The following is a 24,504-nucleotide window of genomic DNA, read 5'->3' as shown; positions in this document are numbered from 1 at the left end:
AGTTATTGTGCGTTACATTATAATACTAGGATAACCATCCTAGAAAGCGGTGCAGTAAAAAAAAGCGCTTGCAAGGTGTAAATTTAATGCCGTAAAAGACGCAACGCTTGTCCTCATGAGGCTGCGCTACTATACACTTTTAGTCTTAAGGAACTGTGAAGATAATGTCTGTGTTTGAACATTCAGAATTTGATGCCCATGAGCATGTTGCGTTTTACTCCGATCCGGTTACCGGACTGAAAGCGATTATTGCTATTCACAACACCAATCTGGGGCCATCACTGGGTGGCTGTCGGATGTGGCCTTATCTTAACAGCAGCGAAGCACTTACTGACGTGTTGCGGTTATCAAAAGGAATGACCTACAAGGCCGCCATGGCTAATCTGCAGCAAGGGGGTGGTAAAGCCGTAATCATTGGTGATCCGCGTAAAGACAAAAGTGAAGCGTTTATGCAGTCGATGGGTCGCTTTGTTGAGAGTTTGAGCGGCCAATATATTACTGCTGAGGACTCAGGCATCACCGTTGACGATCTTAAAGCGGTGGCTACTCAAACACGCCACGTAGCAGGCACGTCTGCGCAGTACAACGCTCTGGCTGAAACCCCTACAGGTAATCCCGCGCCATCAACCGCCTACGGCGTTTTTGTCGGGCTTAAGCAAACAGTTAAACATGTATTTGGTAGTGACCTGCAGGGAGTCAAGGTGGCCATTCAGGGCATGGGTCACGTGGGATATCGGCTGGCGAAACAGCTACATGCCGAAGGTGCGGAGCTTTATGTGGCCGATATTTTCCCCGAAGGATTGGAACGCGCTCAGCAAGAACTGGGCGCCACGGTTGTTGCGCCGGAAGAAATCTTAACTCTGCCGGTGGACGTACTGGCACCTTGTGCCATGGGTTCGTCGATTAATGATGAGTCGGTGCCCGATATCCGCGCCAAAATTATAGCCGGTGCGGCGAATAATCAGTTGGCCCGGGAAGAGCTTGGGGCGGTACTACATAAAAAAGGCATTTGTTACGCACCGGATTATGTGATCAACGCTGGTGGCATTATTGATATCTACCATCAGAAGCAGGCAGATAGTTCAGACCAGGCAATGCGTGAGCACCTGGCAAAAATTGGCGATACGCTGATTGAAATCTATCAGCGCGCTGAAGCTGAAAATGCGCCGACTAATTTGGTGGCTAATCGTATTGCTGAAGAACGATTTGCAAAGCGGGGTTGAACTTTAGTAAACAAGCCGTCATAATGCGCCGCGCTCGTGACTCGTAACAAAGGCACGGCGCACAAGTTTCTATGGTGGGCTTTTGGTCCTCCCGCAATGATACTCTGTGAACCCGGTCAGGCCCGGAAGGGAGCAGCCGCAGCAGACGACTCATGTGCCGGGATGTGGCTGGAAGCCTGCCACCCAAATCTTCCTCGTTTTATTTCATTGGCAGTTGTTAGTCTTTTCTGTTTTTGCCTTGATCCAGAAACTTGATTGCTTTGTCGATAGCATACTCAACATTCATTTCCATTTGCTGACGCTCGCTCTGTGGCAGATAAAACGCCATATCAACTTCGTAACGAATGTAGCGCGGTGCTACCTGATTTAACGCCAGACAGCACAAATCTGCCAGATAATCACCAGACTTGGTTTTATCAAGCCCCAGTTGAGTAATGCGCTCCAAAACCAGGTGTTCATAGTAATTATGAATATCATCATCTAATTTCACGGTAATTTCCTATTTTCAACAACCTATTAGTATTCAGTTATAGCTATTCTGGCTCAGTTGTCGAGCGTCTTTATGACAAAAAACACAGTTTCTGTGGAATGCTAGGCGTATGCATCACGGGTTTTGAATTAAACTTTATTCGTTTGACCTGAATATCGCAAAAGCCGGGACAGCTTACGGAGTCTGGATGCTACTTATATCCGTTCTCACTGCTAAGCTAATTCAGAAGGTTTAGTTGTATTCGGTAAGGTCAGGGCGATGCGGGTTTGCCAACTGACTTAGACTTTCCTGCACTGATGGATGGTGCCTACGGTAACCTGTCTGAATGATCGTCGCCATTTGCTAAAAATTATAAGTTTTCTAGCCAACAGTGAAAGCGTCATAGTAGGGGGGGAACTGCGCTGTGCAATCTGATCGTCCGGTAAATACTTTTGATGTTTCCATCAGGGGCCCGATGGTAAAGTGGCTTGTAGCTACAGCTATTATATGTTTAACGACAGGGGCTGTGAAAAAAAGTCCAATCATTTATGACTATGAGGCGTTCACCCTTGACTCTCAGGAGCGTACTCTATGGGGTTCAAGCGCCGCCCTCGTCCTGGCATAAAGCACAGAGGTCACCAGACTGGATAAGCACTTCAAAGTCGATATGTTTAATTAGCTCGGCACAGAGATAGTATTACTCTTATTATCGAGGTTGCAGACAGTGCCCATGGTCAGGCAAGCCTATGCTATGGTTTTGAGTAGGCATTCCTAACCCCTCGCTACGCACAAATTAGTGCTGATGTTACCTTCTGAAAATACCAATCTAGTGTTTTTCAGTGTTTTTTTATTTTTATATATGGATGTTGAAATTATCATCAATGAGCACGGTTTTGCGCAAGAAGCAAACATGCACTTTAAAAAAGTGCTGTTAAAAATATAAGGTATTGTGAATATCTATTAACACGCCGTAAGGAATTGTTTACAATAAGAATTGTTTATTAGTAAACTGGCGGAACTTTTTGGAATACAAGTTCACCGCCTGGTTGACCCTTCCTGTGCGATCTGGTTATTATCGACTGAGACGCGTTGCGTTTGTCGATATAATTCGGCAAGTCGTCTGCTTTTTAAATTAGCGTAGTGTCTGTAAAAAGGTGCCGCGTCTATTAAAAAAAGTCGTTATCAAGCGACAACCATAAAAGTAAATAGTGGTCCAGGGAGACAATTAATGTTTACAAACACTAAATTGGCTAAGTCAGTGAAGCTGGCTTGCGCCGTAGGTGCAGCTTCGACTCTGCTAATACCTAGCGCTGTTTTTGCTCAGGATTCAGAAGCTGCCGTAGAGAGAATTTCAGTCACAGGTTCTCGTATTTTAAAATCCGAATTCAGTTCATCCAGTCCCATCTCTTCTTTCGGTGAAGAAGATATAGCCGTGTCCGGTGTGGCAAGTATCGATGAATTCTTAAAAGACGTACCTGCTTTTACCGGTTACCAAATGGGCACCTCAACCAACAACGGTAGCGAATCTGGTCAGAAAAAAATTGACATGCGCGGTTTAGGATTCAACCGTACATTAGTGCTGGTTAACGGTCGCCGAATGATTGGTGACGTGAACGGCGACGGTGCTGTTGACCTCAACAACGTACCAGAAGCCATGATCAAGCGCGTTGATGTGCTGAAAGACGGTGCTTCAACTATCTATGGGTCAGACGCACTGGCAGGTGTTGTTAACTTTGTACTCGATGATGAATTTGTTGGCTTGGAAGCTGGCGCTAACATTGGTATGGGGACTTCAGACGGCCAGGCGCGCAACGACGGTTTTTATGTAAAAGCCGGTGTTGCCAGTAATAAAGCCAACATGGTGATGTCGCTGTCTTATAATAACCAGGACGAAATGAAACAGGCAGATCGAGATTTCGCTCTGCAAGCGCTATACCCGCTACTTCAAGAAGACGGCACCTTCCAATTGGTGGGGTCAGGTTCTGGGAATAGCCGCAAAATTCGAGTGCCGGTAGATGGTTCAACTGAGAACTACATCGTAGATGCTGAAACCGGAGAAGCTCGCCCGTTTGAAAACAGCGATGTCTATGATTACGCACCCGTAAATGCACTTATTCAACCAAATGAACGGTGGCAATTTTCTGCTATTGGTAAAGTTGAAATCACAGATAATGTTGAAGCGTATATGGAAGGACTGTATACGCGCAGAACGTCGCAACAGCGTTTAGCACCTGATGCGTCATTTGCAGTGACTCCTAGCTTTGAAACGCCAAACAATGGTCTGCAGTGGAACGACTTCGTACCTGCATCAAACCCCTATAACCCGTTTGGCGTTAACGCTGATAACCCACTGGGAATCTCTAACATCGGAGTACGGGTAAACCGTCGTTTTGTTGAATCTGGTGGCCGTTTATTCCGTCAGTCTGCGGACACTTACCGTATGGTGGCAGGTTTGCGCGGTGATATCGGTAGTAGCATGTTCTGGGACGTGTCTTACGCATACTCAGAAGCAGAAACCATTGATGAAACGCTGAACTATGGACGTTTTGACCGTTGGGCAACAGCGGTAGACCCAGATGCTTGTGCAGCTGATACAGCATGTCCTGGCGTACTGAACCCATTTGGTCCGTACGGCAGCATTACCGACGAGCAAATGGATTACCTGACGACCGGTTCTTTGAAAGACATATATCGCGGTACAATGGAATTGTTCTCAGCTAACTTGTCGGGTGAAGCCTTTGAACTGGGCGGTGGTTACGTAGGTTGGTCTGTTGGTTACGAGCATCGTAACGAACAAGGCTCTTATTCTCCGGATGAATTCTTAGCAGCAGGTTTAACTACTGGTGGTGCTAACGACCCGCAATCTGGTGGTTTTTCTGTTGACGAAATCTACGGCGAACTATATTTGCCAGTAACCGACGACCTACAGGTCAGTACTTCAGCGCGATACTCTGACTATGACACATCTGCCGGAACAAGTTTCACTTATAAACTTGGGGTTGATTACTCATTAACTGAAGATGCACGCCTGAGAGCCTCTTACGCAACAGGTTTCCGCGCGCCGAATATCTCTGAGCTTAACTCTGGGCAATCAACAGGATTCCCAATCATCGTATCGCTTTGCGAATTTGGTGATAGAAAACTTGACGCTGGCGAAATTAGCCAAACGGTATACGATAACTGCCAAGCCCTCGGGGTTGACACATCGTTTTCTGAAGACAGCGAGATTGGCTATGCTTACCAAGCAGCTTATACCACCTCTGCACCAGCAGTAGACTTAGAGCCTGAAGAGTCAGATTCTTATAACATTGGTGTGGTACTTACGCCTTCTATGGTTGAAGGTTTAGCGATTAACATTGATTACTGGAACATCGAGATCGATAACGTTATCGGTGAACCGGATATCAATGACTTGTACAGAGCCTGTATGGGATCTGAGAACCTGTCTTCAGCAGCATGTGGCGCGTTCGAGCAAGGCCCACATAATACCGCTGAGTTTGGCGATGCGCCAGGTGACGCAGTTGCTGAGTTCGGTAACCTGGGAACCCTGAAAACTGACGGTGTTGATATAGATGTAGCCTATAGAGGTGATCTAGATATGGGCGTCGTTACCGGTTATAGCCTGGGTTGGACTGGTACATGGGTGAACAGCTATAAGCGTAGTTATCCACTAACTGGTGCAATTGAACTGGCTGGAACTGCGAATGGCTTCGAAGTATTCCCAGAATGGCGTTGGCAATCTAATGTCGGATTAAATGGTGATGACTGGTCATTTAACTACAAGATCCGGTTTATAGCTGAAGCAAAGGATCGCTTACAAACCGCTTCCAGTACTGCTGATGCTGTTGCAGAACAAACTATTTACCATGATATAGTGGGCACTTATACCTTTGGTGTAGCCACTGTGAGTGTAGGTGTAAATAACCTGACAGATCAGGATCCACCATACTTCCACAGTGCATTTAACGCAAATACTGAACCCGGTACTTATGACGTGATTGGTCGCCGAGTATTTGGTAACGTAGTGTTCCGTTTCTAGGGCCTATGGGTTAACAACTGTCACATAGTTTTATCGTAACGCTGTGTGATATATCAAAATACAAAAATCCGGTATCCATTAATGGTGCCGGATTTTTTGTGACATAAATTCCGCTCGCTGGTGGACCTCCTTTTGAAGTAACGTTGTTACGATTCGTATAACTAATTGTTTTGTTCTATTAACGAACTGGCCTAACTGGTCAAATCCAATCACTTTTTAGCCATTTATGTGTTTGCAACAAGCTTATTGTAAAGCTACCTTAGCCACTCTATTTGGTAGTACAAATAAACGATTAAGTCGTACCAACCAAAAACAGAGACAAACAGCATCCCCAACGGCAACAAGCTATGTAACGATAAATACCGATGTGGATGGAAATCAATAAAGACAGTGTCCGGGGCTGCCGCCTGGAGATACGACCAGCACATTGCAAAATAACCGTTTTCGGCGTTTACCTGAACATGGCCTCGTGTAGCAGCACCACTGAAACGATTTCACGACCAGTGTATCGCTTCTCACACGCCACTTTCCCCGACTATCTAAGCCTAAAGTATTGTAAAGATACAACATAAGTATGCTTAGAATAGGGTGGTCGGATTGCAAAATGTTTATTGAATTGCTGAATAACGAAGCAGTAATAATAATGGTAAGACAGCGATAAATGTCGTTCAGGATGCAACATGCGGCGTTTTTAATGCCAAAATCAGATGATTAACAGATTATGTTAGTTACTGTCAGCAATCCGCCGGAATGGAATGTGGTCGGACTTTGCCGTCAGTCATTAATAATTGATTAACTGATGTTGTGAATCTTTTGTAATATATTTACACTTTCGAAAGTTTTATAACATATGTTACACAGTAGATTTGTTTATTCACTGAGCAAACGCAACGCGATATCAGGGGTGTAAAGAGCTTGTTACTTGACTCCCTTGTTGATCTCGTGTGACTATAAGACGTTCGTAGTATTGGTGTCAGTCTGGCAAATACTACCTTCCTAAATATAGATAAATTTTATACGCCCCTTGCGAAGCAGTATTTTTATTACAAGTCGCAAGGATTCAAATAAGAAATTGGTTGGGAACTATGTCCAAAATGAGCAAGAGAACTCTTATTGCTTCTACTATGATGGGTGCATTCGCACTGACTGGTAGCGCAGTCGTCTCTGCAACGAATCTGAACGATCTTCAGAAAGAAGAAGCAAAGATTCATGCGGCTGCAGCGAAATCTCAAGAAAAGATCAACGCGCTTTTCGAACAGTCACAAGAACTGTTAGTAGAATACCGTGGTGTTGTTGATGAAACTGAAAACCTGAAGATCTACAATGATTACCTGGCAAGCTTAGTTGCTGACCAGCAGCGTGGTATTGACTCGTTACAAAAACAAATCGACAGCATCGAAGATACCAAGCAGGGTATCGTTCCTCTGATGTTCCGTATGATCGACAGTCTCGAGAAATTCATTGAGCTGGACGTTCCAATTCGTCTTGAAGAGCGTAAAGAGCGTATCGAAAGATTACGTGACCTGATGGCTAATTCGAATGTAACCGTTTCCGAGCAGTTCCGTCAGGTGCTTGATGCATACCTAATCGAAACTGAATACGGCACACGTATTGCGTCTTACCAGGGTACTCTGGACGACAATGGCACAGCAGTGACCGTTGACTTCTTCAACCTTGGCCGAACTGCAATGCTGGCGCTGTCACTGGACCAAAAGCACGCTTGGGTCTGGAACAATGACACCCGTTCTTGGGAAGCACTTGGTGATGAGTACCTGGGTTCTGTTAATGAAGCCGTTAAAATGGCTAATGGCTTGGTCCCAGCTGACCTAATCAAACTTCCAATTAAAGCAGCGGAGTAAGCGTTAATGAAACCAGTATTTAAATCTCTACTCGCCGCTGCGACGGTAGCGGTTATGTCTTCAACTGCGGTAGCTCAGGAGCCAGCATCTCTGCAGGACCTGCTGAACTCTGTAAAAGCAAACCGTGCTTCTGAATCAAAAATCAACGCACAGCGCGAAGCAGAATTCCAATCTGCCCGTGCTGACAAGCAAGCACTGCTGCGCAAAGCTCAGTCTGAGTTGAAAGCAGAGCAAGACCGTGGCGACCGTCTGCAACAGCAATTTTCTGACAACGAAGTAACGTTGAACGATAAAGCGGCTGAGTTAGAACAGGCTACCGGTACTTTAGGTGAAATGTTCGGTGTGGTACGTCAGGCATCTTCTGAAGCCTACGGCCGTATCGCTACGTCAATTGTAAGTGCTCAGTATCCTGGTCGTGACGAGTTCCTGGCCCGCATGTCTGAAGAATCCAAAGGTCTTCCTAACATCGATGAGCTGGAAGAACTGTGGATTGCTTTACAAACAGAAATGACAGAACAGGGTTCAGTAGTTAAATTCACTACTGATGTAATCAATCTGGATGGTGGTACTAATTCTCAGGAAGTGCTACGTGTTGGTACATTTAACCTGATCGGCGACGAAGGTTACCTGACTTACGACGACGAGAATGACATCGTTCAGCCTCTTGGTCGTCAACCAGACGGTTATCTGGTATCTGCAGCAGAAAGCGCGCGTGAAGCGACGTCTGGTTTCGTTCCTTTCTATGCTGACCCTTCACGCGGCCAAATCTTAGGTCTGTTGAAGCAAAAAGCCACTATGGCTGAGCGTTATCACGCTGGTGGCGTAGTAGGTTACGTTATCACTGGTATGCTGGCGATTGGCCTGTTAATCGGTCTGTACAAACTGGTTACCCTGACTCTGATTGGTGGTAAGATCCGTTCACAGCTGAAAAATCCTTCTGCACCTTCAGATAAAAACCCACTGGGTCGTATCCTGAAAGTGTACAGTGAAAACAAAAATGTAGACGCTGAAAACCTGGAATTAAAACTGGATGAAGCTATCCTACGTGAACTGCCAAGCATTGACTCTGGCGTTAACGTTATCAAAATCTTTGCGGCAATCGCACCTCTACTGGGTCTGTTAGGTACAGTACTGGGTATGATCGCTACCTTCCAAACCATCACACTGTTCGGTACTGGTGACCCACGTATGATGGCAGGAAGTATCTCTATGGCACTTGTAACTACCGCGCAAGGTATTATTGCAGCACTGCCATTAATCCTGACGCACAGCATCGTTGCCTCTAAGAGCAAGCAGATCGTCCACATCCTGGACGAGCAGACTGCAGGCATCATTGCTGCTCACGCAGAGTCGGAGAAAGCATAATATGGTTTACCTGATTGGATTATGGGAATCGGTCAGGGACTTTATCGCTACCGGTGGTGACGTGTTATACGCTGTTGCTGCCGCGCTCTTTCTCATGTGGGTATTAATGATTGAGCGCTACTGGTATTTGACGTCAGTGTTTCCAAAACTGAAAAAGCAAATCATTCAGGATTGGAACGCTCGTGCAGATACTAAGTCATGGTATGCGCATAGAATCCGTGAAGCGTGGATCTCCGAGGCTTCAGATAACCTGAACGCCAGAATGCTTATCATTCGAACCTTGGTAGCTATGTGTCCGTTAATCGGTCTGCTGGGTACTGTAACTGGGATGATCAGCGTGTTTGAGACTATGGCAACGCAAGGTACGAGTAACGCACGTCTTATGGCGGGTGGTATCTCGATGGCAACTATCCCGACAATGGCGGGAATGGTCGCGGCGCTGTCAGGGCTGTTTATCAGTACTCGTCTCGAAGCGAAGGTTAAGATTGCGCGGGAAAAGCTAGTTGATAGCTTGCCGTATCATTAGAGAGAGAGATTATGGCTCGAAAAGTCAGAACCGAAGAGGAAGATGCAGCGATTGATATGACGCCCATGCTGGACATCGTATTTATCATGCTGATCTTCTTTATCGTGACAACGGTTTTCGTTAAGGAAGCCGGTATAGAAGTTAACAAGCCCGATGCGAGCCGAGCGTTCTTACATAAAAATGCTAACATTTTCATTGCGATCACCGAAGATGGCGATGTTTGGTTAGATAAACGCGAGGTGTCTGTCGACAGCGTCAGGGCAAACTTAGAGCGATTACTTACGGAGCAACCAACTGATTACGTGTTTATACAGGCAGATGTTAAGGCTAAACACGGCGTGGTTGTTGAAGTTATGGACCAGGTTAAAGCCGCAGGCATTGACCGCATTGCAGTAGCTGCGAGGAACTAGTATGGGTAGAATTATCGCCTCTATTGTTATCGGTGCAGCCGTTGCTTTTGGTCTGTTCGTAATAATGGCTAAACTTATTGAAAACTCAGCGCGTCCGGTTGATGAAATTCCGGATGCACCGGTTATCGATATCGTTATGCAGCCGCCAGAAGAGGATACGCAAACACGTACTCGTGTTCCGCCGCCGCCTCCTCCTCCGCCACAACAGCCGCCTAAAATGGAGCCTGTTGAGCCGGAAGAAGCTGAGCCGGATGCAGACGGATTCAGCCTGGATATCCCAGGTGTTGATACCGGTAGTGTTGGTGTAAACATTGGTGGTGTTGGTGCGATGCAGAGTGATGGTGATGCGACACCAATCGTTCGAATCGATCCTAAATACCCGCCGCAGGCTGCACGTGATGGTAAAGAAGGCTGGGTTAAGCTTCAGTTTACTATCATGGAAGACGGTTCGGTTGACGACATCGATGTCATCGATGCGGATCCCAAGCGTATCTTCGACCGTGAAGCCCGTCGAGCGCTGGCGAAGTGGAAATACAAGCCTAAGATCGTTGACGGCAAGCCTGTTAAGCAACCTAATATGTTTGTACAACTAGACTTTAAACTGGAGCAATAATCATGTTGAAATCCACAATGTTTAAAAAGTCACTGGTAGTAGCGGCATTCACGTTAGGCTCAGCGATTGCGTTGCCAGCAGCAGCGCAAAGCTCGGCACCGGTGGTGTGTCCAGGCTACGAGAAAGGTACAACCAACCTGGTGGGTGAGCGTGTAGGTAAAAAAGTACAGAAGGCTTTTGAAGCTTATAACGAAGACCTGATTGATGATGCAATCACAATCCTGTCTGAGATTGAAGCGAAGGAAGACTTTGACAAAGCTTATGTAAACCGTTTCCTCGGTAACATCATGGCCACTAAAGACGGCATGGGGCCAAAAGCCCTGGAGCTGTTAGTGTCTTCGGTGGAAACTAAGGTATTAAACGACCTTGAGCATGCGCAAACGCTCAAGCTGGTTGCTGACCTGAGTCTGCAGGAAAAGGAATACGAGCAAGCGGTTAAGTACTATCAGGCATATCTGGACTTTACTTGTAAAGAAGATCCTGAAGTTTACACTCGTATGGCTAACGCTTTTTACGAGCTGAAGCAATACGACAAGCTTATCGATCCAGCTAACAAAGCCATCGCGTTGTATGAAGAACCAAACAAAAACCCATATGTACTGAAGTTATCTTCGTACTATGAGCGTAAGATGTTCAAAGAAACCGTTGGGGTTGCCGAGGACATCGTTAACACGTTCCCTGAAGAAGGTAAGTGGTGGGTTCAGTTAGGGCAGTTTTATCTGATGATCGAAGACTATAAAAAGTCTTTGGCAACATTAGAAATTGCTTACAACGAAGGTTTTTTAGAAAAGCCTAACCTGATAAAAATGTTGTCTCAATTATATGCAACAAACAATATGCCTTATCGTTCAGCCAAGGTACTGGCAGAGAATATTGCGAACGGCAAGATTGAGAAAACAGCAGATAATCTGGCGTCTGTAGCGAACAGCTATCACCAGGCGATGGAATATGAAACTGCTGCGCAGTATTATCAGGAAGCGGCAGAAATGTCGTCTGATCCAGAATTTTACCGTAAGCAGGGTGTACTGCTGCTGGTTGCAGAGAATTACAAAGGCGCTATCGCAGCTCTTTCTAAAGCTCTGGAGCGTGGCGTAGAAGACCCGGGCAAAGTTCACTTTAGCTTAATGGAAGCTAACTTCTATGCCGGAAACTTTAAGCAAGCGTACGAGCATATTAAGGAAGCGAAGAAGGACAAGACATTGCGCAGAAATGCGAATGCCTGGGAGCCTTACATCAAGCAAAAAGCGAAAAACCGCGGTATAAATATCTAAATAAAAAGCGCCTAAATGGCGCTTTTTTTATCTCTGTTATTCTCATCTTTATTGCTTTTTCCCGGAAAGGACATTGCCGAGGTGCATAGTAATAAAACGCTCTGTTTCACGTTTGCCGTTCAACCGGTGCCGTTTAGAAAACTCATCGAGCGCGTTACTGTTCGTCACAAAGTCCTGTAGTACAGCTTTGCTCTCGTTATCTGTGATGTTATCTGACTGTGTTTTAAGCAACCATGCAACACTGCCGCGGGCATGCTGAAGACTTCTACTACCGCGAACGACCTGCTCCAGTATGGCTAACGAGCACCTTAGAATACTGTGATTCATTTCAAAAGCGCACTGAGAAGGGGGATAACCAAATGTTTCTGGTACAGGGTGGAGCATTAACTCCTGACTAAAACGCTGAGCAATTAACATTTGAACATCGATAATCTTCTGACTTAATGGCAGATACATCAGTAAACTGTATTCACCACTTGAGGCATCACGCTTTAATCCCGGTTTGGCGGGAACAAAGCCATTGCCATTCCAAAAGGTAGTCAAAGAAGGGGTTGCGCCATAAGAAGTAGTCAGTGCATCCACTGCGCATTGTTTTGCTTTTTCCAGCAACTTGCTGATTAATGTGCTGGCGATGCCTTTACGCCGAAACCCCGGGAGAACAGCGATCCGGTTAATACGCCAGTAAGTGGCAGTCGCAAGCACCGAAGAGGCTAATAATACGCTTAGCCCCTGGGCTGATAAATGCCCGTTTACTCGCCTGGCGCCGCAGGCAATGTCTTTTGCAACGTTTTTAAGTAATGCACCGCCTTCTTGCTGATAATTTAATACGCCGATTACCTGATAGTCGCAGATTGCCAGTAATGTATTATTGTCTGGTGAGTCGTAGAGACGTACCAATTCATCGGCAGTGGTCTGATAGTGGGCTTGCATGAGTAGCGGTAGCAGCTGGCGGTTAGTAGGGCCATCGAACTGTTGTTTATTCAGAACCTTATAGTTAAAGGGGTCGTTGTACTGATAATCGACAGCCTCTGTGTCAGGAGAATCCGAAACGGTCAGGTCCAGACACAATGCCCGGTACCAGAATTGTTCCAGCGGGTCACCCTGAAACCAACGAATAGGGGTTTGCAATTCATAATGCAGGATATCCGGTCGGTGTTTTCCAAGCCAGGGGACGAAACGGGTCATAAAGCCTCTTCCTGAGCCTTCATAGCCTCTTACCGTAGTGCTAAGCAGCAGATGTTTAGCTTTATTGCAGAGCGCTGTGAGTTGCGGAACCGGAATGCTTGCGGCTTCGTCAACTAGTAATAACACCGAATCATTGAGAGTGGCCAGCGAAGGGTGATCGAGTGGTAACCATTGGCATGTCGTATCATTAAAGGTTACCCGATGACGAGCTGCTCGAGCTGCTCGAGCTGCTTGAGGACAGGTTAAGAGCGCGCCGGCAAGCACCTGGTTGATTGATTCTGCATACCGGCTGGTGATGATCACTGACTGACCATATGAGGTCATATAGTATCCGGCAATCATGCCCAGTAGGGTTGATTTACCTCTGCCACGGTCGGCAGTGATCAGGGCGTTTTGAATGGGCTGGCCGGCAGTAATACGGTTGAAAAGAGTTTGTTGTTCCGCCGATCTAAACGGTGAAAAAGAAGCAAGCGGCGGATGGACAGAGGTAATTTCAGGCAACTTGGGCTGATGATTCTGGTGCAATATGGCAACCGTTGAGGTGTTCTCGAACTGCATTAGGATAGCAGCTCGCAAATGGCTGAATTGCAATTGTTCTCCGTAACTTAAATAGTGGCCGGTAGACGCCTCGCGGTAAACGGGCCACTCGTTAAAGTCCGGACAGCACACCACCATCAGGCCTCCCCGGGTTACCGTCCCGGCAACTGCCAGAATCGCATTGGGGCGAAACGCCTCAAAGGCATCAACAATCGCCAGGCTGTATTCAGCACCGAGAATTTGACGATAGGCTGCAATGCTTAGTGAGTTAATTTCAGGGTTAAGGGCCTTACCCAGAAGCAGCGTTTCCTGTTCACCATAGCATTGTTTTAATTGGTCAATAACGTTTTTGCAATAGTGCGCTGAACCGCTCACTACCAACAGATGGCGGTGAGCATTCGAAGTTTGCTGAAGCGCAGTATTCCAGTCTGATAGCGCGGTTAACGTCTTTACGGTAGGCATAGAAGCAAAAGTTATCACGTCAAACCGCTATTGTACCTGTTTGTGGGTTGGCTACCAATTCAGCCAGAATCATTCGCGGTAGTTTACCATTTTGCCATCAGGTCTTTGGCTTGGTTACGCTGTTGTTCTGATAGCGCGGCGACGAGTTGTTCATTGTGAATCGGGGCCTGATTAAAGCACAAATGGTTAAAGGCCAGCTCATGACAACAGCGGATCCGTTGATTCACTGTTGCATTCGGCTCCTGACACAACCGCCACAATGTCTGATTCACTTTACTGGTAAATCCCCATCTGACCAGCAATAGAGACGAGGCGCCATACAGGCACAGATTATGTTCATCGGCCAGGGCTGACTGAAATTCGTCAAAACTGGAAGCGCTTTGCCACTGTTCAAAAAATAGTGAAGCATCCAGGTGTTCGGTATGGAAAATTAACAATAATGCCAGTGGACCAAACAGAATGAGCTGGCTAATCAGGGCTTTGTCGTCGCGGCTATATTCGCCAGCAAAAATTGCTTCAAATAAGGCATTACTTAACAGCATAGCATCTATCAGCCGCTCGATATTCGGATGGACACTTAGTACTGTCAGGAATTGCTGGGCGGCGAATAACACCGCAAGGTTTCTCACGTTGTTTACGCCCAGGTTACGTCCGATAGCCTGCTCAAGGGATTGAGGAACAGAACCGTAAAGCGCTTTACTGGCTTTACCAATGATGTGCGCCAGAAATACCGGATCAGGCTCAATGAGCTTTACCAGTCGGCTGACTGTAAGCTGTTCGTCGGATAGATTCACAATATGACTGATGGTTTCTGGCAGAGGGGGCAGATTTTCGGTAACTTCGATCAGTGCCTGGTTACCCCGTTGGAACCGCAGTCGGCTTCCTACCTGACGTAACTGACCAGGGCTTATTCCGGTAAACTCTTTAAAGCTGCGATCGAAGGAACGGCGATCGGAAAACCCCAACGACTGAGCCAGAACATCCACTTTCTCGCCGCTCAGTAAACCATTTATGCTGCGTTCATGGATGTGCGATTTTAGCAGGGCGCTGAACGACAGTTTTTCTTGTTTGAGTTTGCGCCGAAACACCGACTCAGACATGCCCAACAGTTCACCAACCGCTTCAGAGCGAATTCTGGCTGGTGTATCAAATTGTTTGAATGCATCAACAAGGTCTTGCTTAAAGCCTCCCTCACCGACAGGTTGCAGGTTTTTTACCAGCACAAGTTGCAGTTTTGGAGTGTAGAAAAACGACGGGCTGGCTAACCACTTTGTGTCGAAGCTGACAGCCAGTGCCGGATGGTGGTTACTGCATTGGGCCTGACTCACTGATGTTAACAGCCACTTTGGATGAGCGTGAACGAGTTCAACGTATTGGAAATCGAAATTTCGACCGGCCAGGTGACGGAACAGCGCCAGCAGAAATGCCACCACAAAGGGCTCCATATCGGCCAGAATACCGGCTTTTACTGTGAGGGATACCCGTTTGTCAGTTTTATTGACTTGAATCTTTTCAGAAGCTTCAAATAAAGGACTGTCGAAAGTATGCAAAGCATCCAGGGCAGCGTTAATATCGCGGGCCATGGATAAAAAACAATGAAAGGTACCCATCTTGTTGAAATCAAGATACCCCAGTAAGGACTGACCAATCCGTTGTGGTGAATCACTCTTACTCAGCAGCGCTAATTTTTCATTCAGGGCCGTAACCGGGTAGTCACCGCTTTCAATGTCTCTGAGCACCGATAGCACGGTAGTTTCATCTTCCGTTGTCAGGCTCTTATCCCGGCGTAACGATAATAACGCGCGTGTGACGGCTGACCAAAACGTTCCTGTATAGGTAACAGACATATCAGTTTTTGTATCCCTGGCAATTCTCCCACCATAATAACGACTTTTGCCCTGGTGTTAAGTGAGGACGGTCAAAATTGTCCTATAGTTCGACAAAATGTGTCCTATTTTGATTTTTCTGCTGCGCTACCATTAATTCCGAAGTTTGATGATGTACAAAGCCAAACTTGTTGTGAAGCCATGACGAAAAGCCACGAGCTTTTGATTACAAAGGCGGCCGGGTTACTCAGAGTCAGTACAGTATTTACGTATTGATTAGTAGTTAAGGGTTAAAACATGAAGTTGGCCAGAAAAGTATGTTCAGTAATCGTCGCCTGCGGTATGGCAGCCTCTGCCAATGTTGGAGTTATCAATTACGATGTGGACTTTGATACAACAACTTTTGAAAGAATGAGTCGTTAGAACAACGGCGACAGTGATTATTTTGTGCAGCATAATGGTGTGATCAGTATCTACTCAGACTCGGCCTATTCCAGCGCATTGGCGATGGTGGCGAAGCCAAAGGTGTTCCGACCTCATTACCCGAAATTGGGGGCTGGATGATTTTTCTTACACCAACGATCGCTGGCAATGTTTTTCAATCGATCTGGATAACTACCTGAGCGGCAACTTTACCCATATCGTGCTGGTTAACGATTGTGACCATGAATGTGGCAACACCCAAGTACGTTTTAAAGATATGACGTTGTCTGAGGTTAACGCGCCAACCGCATTGTCGCTGACAGTACTCGGACTCGGCATAACAGGCTGGCGTCGTCACCGCCGGTCTGTATAAAGCTCTTTATCCGGGAGCAATTAAGTAACGCCCACCACGTCACGGTGGGCGTTCTTATTTCTGCGGGTAAATACCATTGCGCAACAACCTGTTAAACAGTTGCAAATCTCTTAAGTCTTGGTAGACTCCATCGCGCATTCATAATGCATTCACCAAGGGGTGCCGGAAACGGCTGAGATCCATCACGTGGGAACCCTTAAACCTGATCCGGATAATACCGGCGTAGGGATGGTTACAATCAAGCCTTATCACCTGCCGTTAAAAGCCGGATCTTTTGGTCATCATTGCACAAGAGATCCAGTATGAAATTACCCAAAACTCTGTTTTCCTTATCTTTACTGAGTTTATCTGTCAGCGCTTTAGCTGCTGAGCAACAAGACATCGAAAAAGTTACCGTGTACGGCGATTTTCATCAACGGGCCCTGGCGCAATTGAGCGCCAGTGCCTCAATCATTGATAATGCGCGTATTCAAAGCCGTCAGGCTGCACACATTGAAGACTTACTGCGCATTGCGCCTAACGTAAGTTTTGCAACGGGTGCCTCGCGGGGACGCTTTGTGCAAATTCGCGGCATTGGCGAGCGCAGTCAGTTTGCTGAACCGATTAATCCGTCGGTCAGCATCATGGTTGATGATTTTGACTTTACCGGACTTGGCGCTGCTGCACTGCTATTTGATACCCAGCAAGTCGAAATCTTCAGAGGCCCTCAGGCTACGGTGTTCGGTACCGGGGCACTGGCCGGGGCGGTATTAATTAAATCTACTCAGGCCGATGATCGCAACGCCGATTATGTACAGCTCTCTGCCGCAACGAAGAACAGCTATCGCGTGGAAGCAGGGAAAAGTATAGCAGTATCAGACAAGCTGGCCATACGCGGCGCGTTAGTGCATAACCAGAGTGACGGTTTTGTGCGTAATACCTTTCTTGATCGCGACGATACCAACAATATTGACGAAAGCGCAATACGGTTAGCGACAAGCTATGACTACAGCGATCAAGTATCGTTAACCCTCAACTATCGCTGGTACGATATCGACAACGGTTTTGATGCATTTTCACTGGATAACACCCGCGAAACATTGTCAGACGAACCCGGATTTGACCGCCAGCAAACCCATGCTGTCAGCGCTAACTTGCTAACCCGTCTGGATGGCGGCGATCTGCACTTTATTGTCACCCACGCCAGCCACAATATTGGCTATGCTTATGACGAAGACTGGACCTATGATGGCTTTCATCCGTGGGGATACACCTCTTTCGACGCTTTTTATCGCGATGTGGATACCAATACCGTGGAGTTACGCTTCGTCAGTGGCGATCAATGGCGTTTATTTAACGACACAACCTCCTGGGTTATTGGAGCGCGGGTAAAGAATAATAAAGAAGATTTACTCCGTCAGTACACTTATGCTGACGGCGATTTCGTCAGTCACTATCAGCCCATCACTCAGGCTGTTTATGGTCAGCTGGAAAGCCAGTTGAACAATGATTTATTGCTGACGTTTGCTTTACGTGCAGAAAATTATGACTTTTCTTACGGCGACAACGACGGCCTGAATGGTGAGCATGACTCCACGATGCTGGGCGGAAAGCTGGCAGTCAGTTATCAGTTCGGTCAGCAACTTGTTTACGGCAGTGTTTCCCGAGGTTATAAAGGCGCTGGCATTAACCCTGATCAGAATGTGTCGATTAACAACCGCTTCTATGACGAAGAATACAATTGGAACTATGAAATTGGTTTGAAGGGGCGGCTGGCTGACCAGTTAACCTCCCGGGTAGCATTTTTTATTATGAAGCGGGAAGATACGCAGGTCAGTGACTACGAACTGCAGTATCGGGATGACGGCTCTGCTGAATTTATCGATATTATCAGTAACGCCGATTTAGGAACCAACCAGGGCGTTGAGGTTGAGCTTAGCTGGCAGGCAACTGACAACTGGAACCTGAACTTTTCGGGCGGTTATCTGGATGCCTATTTTGAAGATTATACCCGGGCAGACGGGACCACCGTAACTGAGCAGCAGCAAGCCCAGGCGCCCGAGTTTACGGCTAATTTACTCAGCCGGCTGGATATCAATGAGTCGATACGTTGGAATGTTGAAGTGGATTTTACAGATCGCTACCGTTTTTCTGATGGCCATGATGTTATGGCGCCGTCGCGCACATTAGTGCATACCCAGCTAAGCTGGCGAATAGATGACTGGGAAACGCAGCTGTGGATCAATAATGCGTTTGATGAAACCTACTATACCCGTGGCTTTGGCGGATTCAGTAACGATCCCCGTGATTTTTACGAATTTGATGAGCCATATTACCAACTCGGGAATGGCCGTCAGACTGGTGTTACCGTTCGTTATCAATTCTAGGAGCGCATTATGCAGGTGATGGTTGAATTATCGCTTTATCCCTTGGTGAATGATTATATTGGGCCTATAAAGACGTTTATTGAGCGGCTGAATAGTTATAGTAATCTTACTGTCATCACCTGTTCTACCAGCACTCAGGTGCATGGCGACTACACCGAGGTGATGCATGTGCTCGGAATTGAAATGCAGCGAACCCATGAAGAAGTCGGGCAGGCTGTGTTTGTGGCCAAATTTCTTAATTTTGATGCCATGAGCACTAAGTAGGGCGATATGGAGCAGACCCTTTCGCAATTGGTTGAGCAAATCGTCGCGACCTCGCTGGCTGAATGGCTGGCCGTAGTGCTGGCCATTGCCTATGTGCTGCTCGCTGCCCGGCAAAGTGCCTGGTGCTGGCTTGCGGCCCTGACCAGTACCGCTATTTACACCTGGCTGTTTTGGCAGGTAGCACTACCGTTTCAGTCGGTGCTTAACCTGTTTTACATGGTGATGGCGGTTTACGGTTACTGGCAGTGGCATCATAAACCGGGTGAAGATAAATCAGTTCAGTCCCGGCCTTTGAGCTGGCATTTAATGGCTGTGTTTGGCTTGGCAGCAACTGCGGTGGGATTAGGCAAATTAGCTGCAACTCAGTTTAACAGTGAATATTTGTGGCTTGACGCTGCGATTAATGTGTTCAGCGTGGCGACGACTTTTATGGTTGCTCACAAAATACTACAAAACTGGATTTATTGGTTTGTGATTAACACCGCCGCGGTATTCCTGTACTGGCAAAGTGGATTAATTCTGTCTGCCTGTCTGTTTTTAGGGTATGTTGGCTTTTCAGTTTATGGATACAACCAATGGAAGCAGGAATGGTCAGAACGGTATCTGACAAACAGTTAAGCGACTATATTGCAGCAGCGTGTAGTTCTTCGCAGTTAACCTTTGAGCCCATACGCCAGGGCCTGGCCAATAGCGTATATCGCGCGAGCAGCGCAGAGCAAAGCTGGGCGGTAAAATTATTGGGGCCCGCTACATTCAGTGCGGTGGACTACTCTGAAATTAATACACTGCAACAGCAGCTAGCGGTTATTGGCTTGGCCCCGGTTGTTACCGCGTATAATGCACAATTACGCGTTTGGATTGAAGAGTGGGTTAACACGCCTGAGCAACCATCTATGGATGTAGAGCGGCTGGCGCAAGTGCTGGCCAGTATCCATCAGTGCGATATAACCGCGCCTACCTTAGCCCTGTTGCCATGCTGGCAACATTATCTGGAACAATTACCGGGCAAAGCGGGTCGCTCTTACGCAACCGAAAGAGATAAACTGGTACCGGTCATTTCTCAGTTCAGCCATTATCAGGACTTCTGTTTTTGTCATAATGATTTGTCTTTTGCGCATTTAGTCGGGACCTCTCGCAGTAAGGTGGTCGATTGGGAGTATGCAGCAACCGGCAACCGTTACTTCGACATTGCCGCATGTGTGCTGATCAACGAACTAAACCGTCAGCAACAGCAACAACTGTGTGAGGTATATGCGCAACAAACAGGCAAGTTAACCACAACAGTGGAAACAGGCGTTGAGGCCTTTTTACCGGTAGTCGACTTCACCAATCGTCTCTGGACCGCCGCTGCAGAAAGGAATCCGGGTTAATAATTGGTCGTGGCGATTAATAATTGCGCGCTTAAACGCGATTTTAGCTATTTATTATAAAAACACTTTACCTTTTAAGGTGCATACGTATAATTCACAGCGCGCTAGGGGTGTAGTTCGAATTGGTAGAACAGCGGTCTCCAAAACCGATGGTTGGGGGTTCGAGTCCCTCCACCCCTGCCACTTTTCTCTCTATTCTGTTAAACTCCAGTCAATTATTTCCTTATATAGAAAGTCCGTAGCTGATCATGGCATTTGCGTTAACTGATTCTCAAATTGCTGCATTACAAGAAATGCAAATTCCCGTTTGGCAGTTACAAAGCGAACTGACAAGCAAAGCGCTTGAGTCGCCGGTTAGTGAAGAGAAAGGTAAATCAGAACCGGTATCACAGGATACCGCACGCTCCCACCTGCAACGTTTAAAAGACAGCGTGACTGCGAAATCTGTAGCGCCTGAAAAAGCTGACGAACAAGTAAAACTGCAGGAAGTCACCGCGCAGCAGGCGCCGGTATTTTTTACTGATCTGATCATTGCCATGCGAAGCCTGGCGATAGAACCAATCCCACCGGTTAAAGTTGGAGCGCCGATCGCTGCGTCTAAAGCGGCCATTACACTGCCTGTTGAACCGGGTAAACTCACGCATCTGCAGAAAAAGCAGCTTTGGCAGGCATTGTGCGCAATCAGCTGAATTTAGCGCAATTCACCTTTTCGCTGGCAGGAGAAACTCTGGCTAGACAGGCGTATTCTATTCACTCTGAAGCCCAGTATGCCCCTTGGTCTATTGCGACTTTTCTGGATTGTACGACCTCGCCCTACGAATGCTGGGTAATGATGAATGACGGGCAGGTGATTGGCTTTGCTATCCTTCTGGTAGTGCTGGACGAAGTCACTCTCATGGATATTGCAATCAGTGCTGACTTGCGTGGTCAGGGCGCCGGTAAACGGCTGTTGGATTTTGTGATAAACCGTTGCGAACAACTCAAAGCTTCGTGTTGCTTTCTGGAAGTTCGCGAGTCTAATCGGGCCGCCCGCACGCTATATGAAAACCACGGTTTTGCATTGCTGGAACGGCGCAAAGGGTACTATCCATCAGATGAGGGCAGGGAAGACGCATTGATGATGTCCTTGTCCATCGGCCAGCAAACGCGGTGATATCTGTCTGCGTTAAAAGTCCATACTGGCAAGAATGACTACCGATGATTTGTCAGCAGACCGAACGTCATTGGAATCGTTCTCCGGATAATGGCTAACTCCGGTTATTGCTTCTACATACCCCACATCGGCATAACGAACCTTGCCCATCACCCTGTTTAGCATGACCCCCTACCATTAGGGGCTACCCATTCCTTTGTTCCACGGGCAATGCTGATACCATGGGGGTCAGTACCTCCACGCGCTGAAAGCGGATGCTAAAGTCAATTACACCGTGACAGTTATCGCAGAGAAAGCCAATTAGCACAGCTATCAGTCTAAAACGGGATCCGCAGTCCAAGGGAGTAACTAGTGTTTTGTTCTAGCTCCCGGGTTAAATCGATGTCATCCAGTACCTCCTCGTCGCTTTTCACGTGACGGTAATCGTCTAGCTGGCGTTAAAATACAGCCTGCGGAAAATTACCAAGACCAGACGGTCGTTCCGGGAAGACGGTTCAGTGATGCAAATACGGTGTCTGGCGCTTCATCAGATAGCGAAGAAATGGACGGTGTCAATAACAGAATGGAAAGCGGCTATGAGTCTGTTTTGATTATGCACAATGACCGTGTATCACTATGATTAACAGCCACTTACATAGAAAACCTTACAGTCTCGGCCTGGCACCGTTATTCCTCCTGGCTTATCGCCAGTAGTATTCCATTAACCAAAGTAAAGTTTAATTATGCTCCGCCGTCCCATATTCATGAGTACCACTACCTGTTTCCCGGCGAGCACGAATTTAACTGTCGCCATTTATCAATTTGTTGCCCCGATCATTATTTATCAAAGCCGGTTAAACAAAGCGAGGGCTCATTGAGTTCTTTTATGAAAAGATGTCCTCTTGAACCTTTCAGGCAATACAAATCAGATTATTCCTTAACCTCAGAAGTCAGACATTTGCTAATTAGTGATATCGAAAACGGCTTGTTAACGATTGATTTAGTAGCGTCAGCGTTACACATGACAAGCCGAACACTTATGCGACGGTCAAAGGATGAAGGCACCTGTTTTCAAAAGATAAAAACGTGGTGAGACGCGACTAGGCCGCAGTGTTGCTTACGCAACGTTCCACACCAATCAATCTAATTGCAGAATTAGTCGGATTTACCGACCCTGCTGCGTTTACCCGCGCATTTCGTGCCTGGACCGGAGAAACGCCAAGAAAATTCAGAGCATTGCATAAAGTAGAGGTGAGCTAAAACCACGGCTCTCTTTTATGCAAAAAATACTTATTGTCATTATTTGACAATAATTTCGTCACCTTCTGCTATTTTACAATCAGGTACATAATATTAACATCTGGGATATGTTTTAGTTGCCGTGTTAACACCAGCCTGGTAGTTACGCTAAAAACACAGAGTGCATGTTATGAATCAACACCCGTCTGAAATCCTCGACAACAGCAAAATGAGTAGGCAACAAATGATTGCCGTTATTTTGTGTATTGCGCTTAACGCTCTGGATGGATTTGATGTTCTGGCGATCAGTTTTGCCTCACCCGGCATTGCTGCTGAGTGGGCAATTAATCGAACAGAGCTGGGGGTTGTGCTGGCTATGGAGCTACTCGGCATGGCTTTTGGGTCCATCTTTTTAGGTGGTTTTGCCGATAAGATAGGACGTAAGCCAACCATCCAAACCTGCCTGGTGGTGATGACTGCTGGTATGTGTTTTTCTGCTTTTGCCAATTCAGTAACTTCCTTACTGGTGGTGCGCTTTGTTACTGGCCTGGGCATTGGCGGCATGCTGGCCGCAACTAATGCCATGGTTGCTGAGTACTCCAATAAAAAGTTCCGTCACCTGTGCGTTATTCTGATGGCTACCGGCTACCCGGTGGGAGCGATTATTGGCGGCTCGATTAGTTCGGTGTTGCTGGAATCCTACAGCTGGCGATCGGTGTTTATTTTCGGTGCCCTGGTCACAGGCGCTTTCCTGATTATCGTGCAGTTATTTCTCGCCGAGTCTGTGGTGTACCTGGTTTCCAAACAACCTGCCAATGCGCTTGAGCGAATTAATCGCTCACTACATGCAATGCAAAAGCCGCTATTGGCAGCCTTACCGCCAGTGTCTCAAAATGCAGGGAAAAGCTCTTTCATAGCGTTGTTTACGCCACAGCTGCGGGCCACCACGCTGTTACTGATAATGGCGTATTTTGCCCAGATTATGACCTTTTACTTCATACTCAAATGGATCCCTAAAATTGTGGTTGATATGGGGTTTCATCCTTCTCAGGCTGGTCAGGTGCTGGTATGGGCCAATGTAGGTGGCGCCATCGGAGCCATTTTGCTGGGCTTATTTGCTTCCAAACTTCCCTTAAGACAACTATTGGTAGGCGTATTACTTGCCGGATTTGTGATGGTCTCGGCGTTTGGTATTGGCTATGACTCGCTTGGCCAGCTTGCCTTGATATCAGCGGCTACCGGCTTCTTTACCAACTCAGGCGTTGTCGGTCTGTATGCCTTAATGGCACAGGCATTCCCGCCTCAGGTACGTGCTTCTGGTACCGGAATTGTTATTGGTGTCGGTCGTGGTGGCGCAGCATTGAGTCCGGTGGTGGCTGGCATCTTATTTACTCAGGGCGTATCGCTACAGGGCGTGGCCATTGCGATGGGAGCTGGTGCAGTAGTCGCAGCTATTACCGTATTTCTGCTTGGTCGAGTGCAACAACCTAAAGTTGCACAAGATGCGAGTCCAATTTTAACAAAGCAAACTTGCGATAATTAAGGGGATTGA

The 24,504-nt window shown here is 47.0% G+C and carries 21 protein-coding genes, 1 tRNA gene, 1 other RNA gene and 2 riboswitches; of the genes, 19 read left to right on the top strand and 4 right to left on the bottom strand.

What is annotated here, in order from left to right; translation table 11 throughout:
* Positions 1 to 164: 164 nt before the first annotated feature.
* Both AC2T0J_RS22405 and ffs read left to right on the top strand, forming a co-directional pair.
* Positions 165 to 1,223 carry a Glu/Leu/Phe/Val dehydrogenase dimerization domain-containing protein gene (locus AC2T0J_RS22405; RefSeq protein WP_489807932.1) on the top strand — a complete coding sequence of 353 codons (1,059 nt, stop codon included), beginning with the start codon at positions 165 to 167 and terminating at the stop codon, positions 1,221 to 1,223.
* 80 nt (positions 1,224 to 1,303) lie between these two features.
* An RNA gene (ffs, locus tag AC2T0J_RS22400) (signal recognition particle sRNA small type) lies at positions 1,304 to 1,400 on the top strand.
* A 40-nt stretch (positions 1,401 to 1,440) separates the two neighbouring features.
* Here ffs and AC2T0J_RS22395 read toward each other — a convergent pair.
* Entirely contained in the window at positions 1,441 to 1,713 is a 273-nt protein-coding gene (locus AC2T0J_RS22395; RefSeq protein ID WP_489807931.1) for a late competence development ComFB family protein, read from the bottom strand.
* Between the two features lie 1,207 nt (positions 1,714 to 2,920).
* Here AC2T0J_RS22395 and AC2T0J_RS22390 point away from each other — a divergent pair.
* From AC2T0J_RS22390 to AC2T0J_RS22360, 7 genes are all read left to right on the top strand, one after another.
* Positions 2,921 to 5,731 carry a TonB-dependent receptor domain-containing protein gene (locus AC2T0J_RS22390; protein WP_489807930.1) on the top strand — a complete coding sequence of 937 codons (2,811 nt, stop codon included), beginning with the start codon at positions 2,921 to 2,923 and terminating at the stop codon, positions 5,729 to 5,731.
* 1,094 nt (positions 5,732 to 6,825) lie between these two features.
* Positions 6,826 to 7,590 (top strand): DUF3450 domain-containing protein, encoded by a 765-nt coding sequence (locus AC2T0J_RS22385; protein ID WP_489807929.1) that lies wholly within the window; start codon positions 6,826 to 6,828, stop codon positions 7,588 to 7,590.
* A 6-nt stretch (positions 7,591 to 7,596) separates the two neighbouring features.
* On the top strand, positions 7,597 to 8,955 hold the full coding sequence (locus tag AC2T0J_RS22380) for a MotA/TolQ/ExbB proton channel family protein (RefSeq protein ID WP_489807928.1): 1,359 nt from the start codon (positions 7,597 to 7,599) through the stop codon (positions 8,953 to 8,955).
* 1 nt (position 8,956) lies between these two features.
* Complete coding sequence (locus tag AC2T0J_RS22375; RefSeq protein WP_489807927.1) at positions 8,957 to 9,481, top strand: MotA/TolQ/ExbB proton channel family protein; 525 nt, start codon at positions 8,957 to 8,959, stop codon at positions 9,479 to 9,481.
* Positions 9,482 to 9,492: 11 nt separating this feature from the next.
* Positions 9,493 to 9,891 carry an ExbD/TolR family protein gene (locus AC2T0J_RS22370; protein ID WP_489807926.1) on the top strand — a complete coding sequence of 133 codons (399 nt, stop codon included), beginning with the start codon at positions 9,493 to 9,495 and terminating at the stop codon, positions 9,889 to 9,891.
* A gap of 1 nt (position 9,892) precedes the next feature.
* The gene (locus tag AC2T0J_RS22365; protein ID WP_489807925.1) at positions 9,893 to 10,504 is read left to right on the top strand and encodes an energy transducer TonB; all 612 of its coding nucleotides are present in this window, start codon (positions 9,893 to 9,895) and stop codon (positions 10,502 to 10,504) included.
* A 2-nt stretch (positions 10,505 to 10,506) separates the two neighbouring features.
* Complete coding sequence (locus AC2T0J_RS22360) at positions 10,507 to 11,775, top strand: tetratricopeptide repeat protein (RefSeq protein ID WP_489807924.1); 1,269 nt, start codon at positions 10,507 to 10,509, stop codon at positions 11,773 to 11,775.
* A 48-nt stretch (positions 11,776 to 11,823) separates the two neighbouring features.
* On the opposite strand, the gene AC2T0J_RS22355 is transcribed toward AC2T0J_RS22360, so the two are convergent.
* Positions 11,824 to 13,977, bottom strand: a complete 2,154-nt coding sequence (locus AC2T0J_RS22355) for a GNAT family N-acetyltransferase (RefSeq protein WP_489807923.1) — start codon at positions 13,975 to 13,977, stop codon at positions 11,824 to 11,826.
* A gap of 65 nt (positions 13,978 to 14,042) precedes the next feature.
* Entirely contained in the window at positions 14,043 to 15,806 is a 1,764-nt protein-coding gene (locus AC2T0J_RS22350) for a helix-turn-helix domain-containing protein (RefSeq protein ID WP_489807922.1), read from the bottom strand.
* 150 nt (positions 15,807 to 15,956) lie between these two features.
* A riboswitch (cyclic di-GMP riboswitch) is annotated at positions 15,957 to 16,036 on the top strand.
* A gap of 690 nt (positions 16,037 to 16,726) precedes the next feature.
* A riboswitch (TPP riboswitch) is annotated at positions 16,727 to 16,827 on the top strand.
* 56 nt (positions 16,828 to 16,883) lie between these two features.
* Between AC2T0J_RS22350 and AC2T0J_RS22345 the strand changes: the two genes are divergently transcribed.
* The 7 genes from AC2T0J_RS22345 to rimI all read left to right on the top strand — a co-directional run bounded on the left by AC2T0J_RS22345 (position 16,884) and on the right by rimI (position 21,734).
* Positions 16,884 to 18,947, top strand: a complete 2,064-nt coding sequence (locus AC2T0J_RS22345) for a TonB-dependent receptor (protein WP_489807921.1) — start codon at positions 16,884 to 16,886, stop codon at positions 18,945 to 18,947.
* Between the two features lie 9 nt (positions 18,948 to 18,956).
* Positions 18,957 to 19,211, top strand: coding sequence for a YkoF family thiamine/hydroxymethylpyrimidine-binding protein (locus AC2T0J_RS22340; RefSeq protein WP_489807920.1), 255 nt, complete (start codon positions 18,957 to 18,959; stop codon positions 19,209 to 19,211).
* A gap of 6 nt (positions 19,212 to 19,217) precedes the next feature.
* Positions 19,218 to 19,829: a nicotinamide riboside transporter PnuC gene (pnuC, locus tag AC2T0J_RS22335; protein ID WP_489807919.1), complete on the top strand. Its 612-nt coding sequence runs from the start codon at positions 19,218 to 19,220 to the stop codon at positions 19,827 to 19,829.
* The gene (locus tag AC2T0J_RS22330) at positions 19,787 to 20,581 is read left to right on the top strand and encodes a phosphotransferase (RefSeq protein ID WP_489807918.1); all 795 of its coding nucleotides are present in this window, start codon (positions 19,787 to 19,789) and stop codon (positions 20,579 to 20,581) included. The genes pnuC and AC2T0J_RS22330 overlap by 43 nt, the downstream gene beginning before the upstream one ends.
* A gap of 106 nt (positions 20,582 to 20,687) precedes the next feature.
* Positions 20,688 to 20,764, top strand: a tRNA-Trp gene (locus tag AC2T0J_RS22325).
* 65 nt (positions 20,765 to 20,829) lie between these two features.
* Positions 20,830 to 21,270, top strand: coding sequence for a hypothetical protein (locus AC2T0J_RS22320; protein WP_489807917.1), 441 nt, complete (start codon positions 20,830 to 20,832; stop codon positions 21,268 to 21,270).
* Complete coding sequence (gene rimI, locus AC2T0J_RS22315; RefSeq protein ID WP_489807916.1) at positions 21,255 to 21,734, top strand: ribosomal protein S18-alanine N-acetyltransferase; 480 nt, start codon at positions 21,255 to 21,257, stop codon at positions 21,732 to 21,734. The genes AC2T0J_RS22320 and rimI overlap by 16 nt, the downstream gene beginning before the upstream one ends.
* Before the next feature lie 12 nt (positions 21,735 to 21,746).
* On the opposite strand, the gene AC2T0J_RS22310 is transcribed toward rimI, so the two are convergent.
* Positions 21,747 to 21,899 carry a hypothetical protein gene (locus tag AC2T0J_RS22310; protein ID WP_489807915.1) on the bottom strand — a complete coding sequence of 51 codons (153 nt, stop codon included), beginning with the start codon at positions 21,897 to 21,899 and terminating at the stop codon, positions 21,747 to 21,749.
* Positions 21,900 to 22,368: 469 nt separating this feature from the next.
* On the opposite strand from AC2T0J_RS22310, the gene AC2T0J_RS22305 reads away from it, so the two are divergent.
* From AC2T0J_RS22305 to AC2T0J_RS22295, 3 genes are all read left to right on the top strand, one after another.
* Entirely contained in the window at positions 22,369 to 22,806 is a 438-nt protein-coding gene (locus tag AC2T0J_RS22305; RefSeq protein WP_489810389.1) for an AraC family transcriptional regulator ligand-binding domain-containing protein, read from the top strand.
* A 17-nt stretch (positions 22,807 to 22,823) separates the two neighbouring features.
* A complete protein-coding gene (locus AC2T0J_RS22300; RefSeq protein WP_489807914.1) occupies positions 22,824 to 22,973 on the top strand; it encodes a helix-turn-helix domain-containing protein in 150 nt (49 codons plus the stop codon).
* A 169-nt stretch (positions 22,974 to 23,142) separates the two neighbouring features.
* Positions 23,143 to 24,495, top strand: coding sequence for an MFS transporter (locus AC2T0J_RS22295; protein ID WP_489807913.1), 1,353 nt, complete (start codon positions 23,143 to 23,145; stop codon positions 24,493 to 24,495).
* The last annotated feature ends 9 nt before the right edge of the window (positions 24,496 to 24,504 follow it).

The sequence above is a fragment of the Alteromonas sp. ISO5 genome (assembly GCF_058105165.1).
Note: the sequence above shows the minus strand (reverse complement) of the source record. Positions and strands in the feature narration are given on the sequence as shown.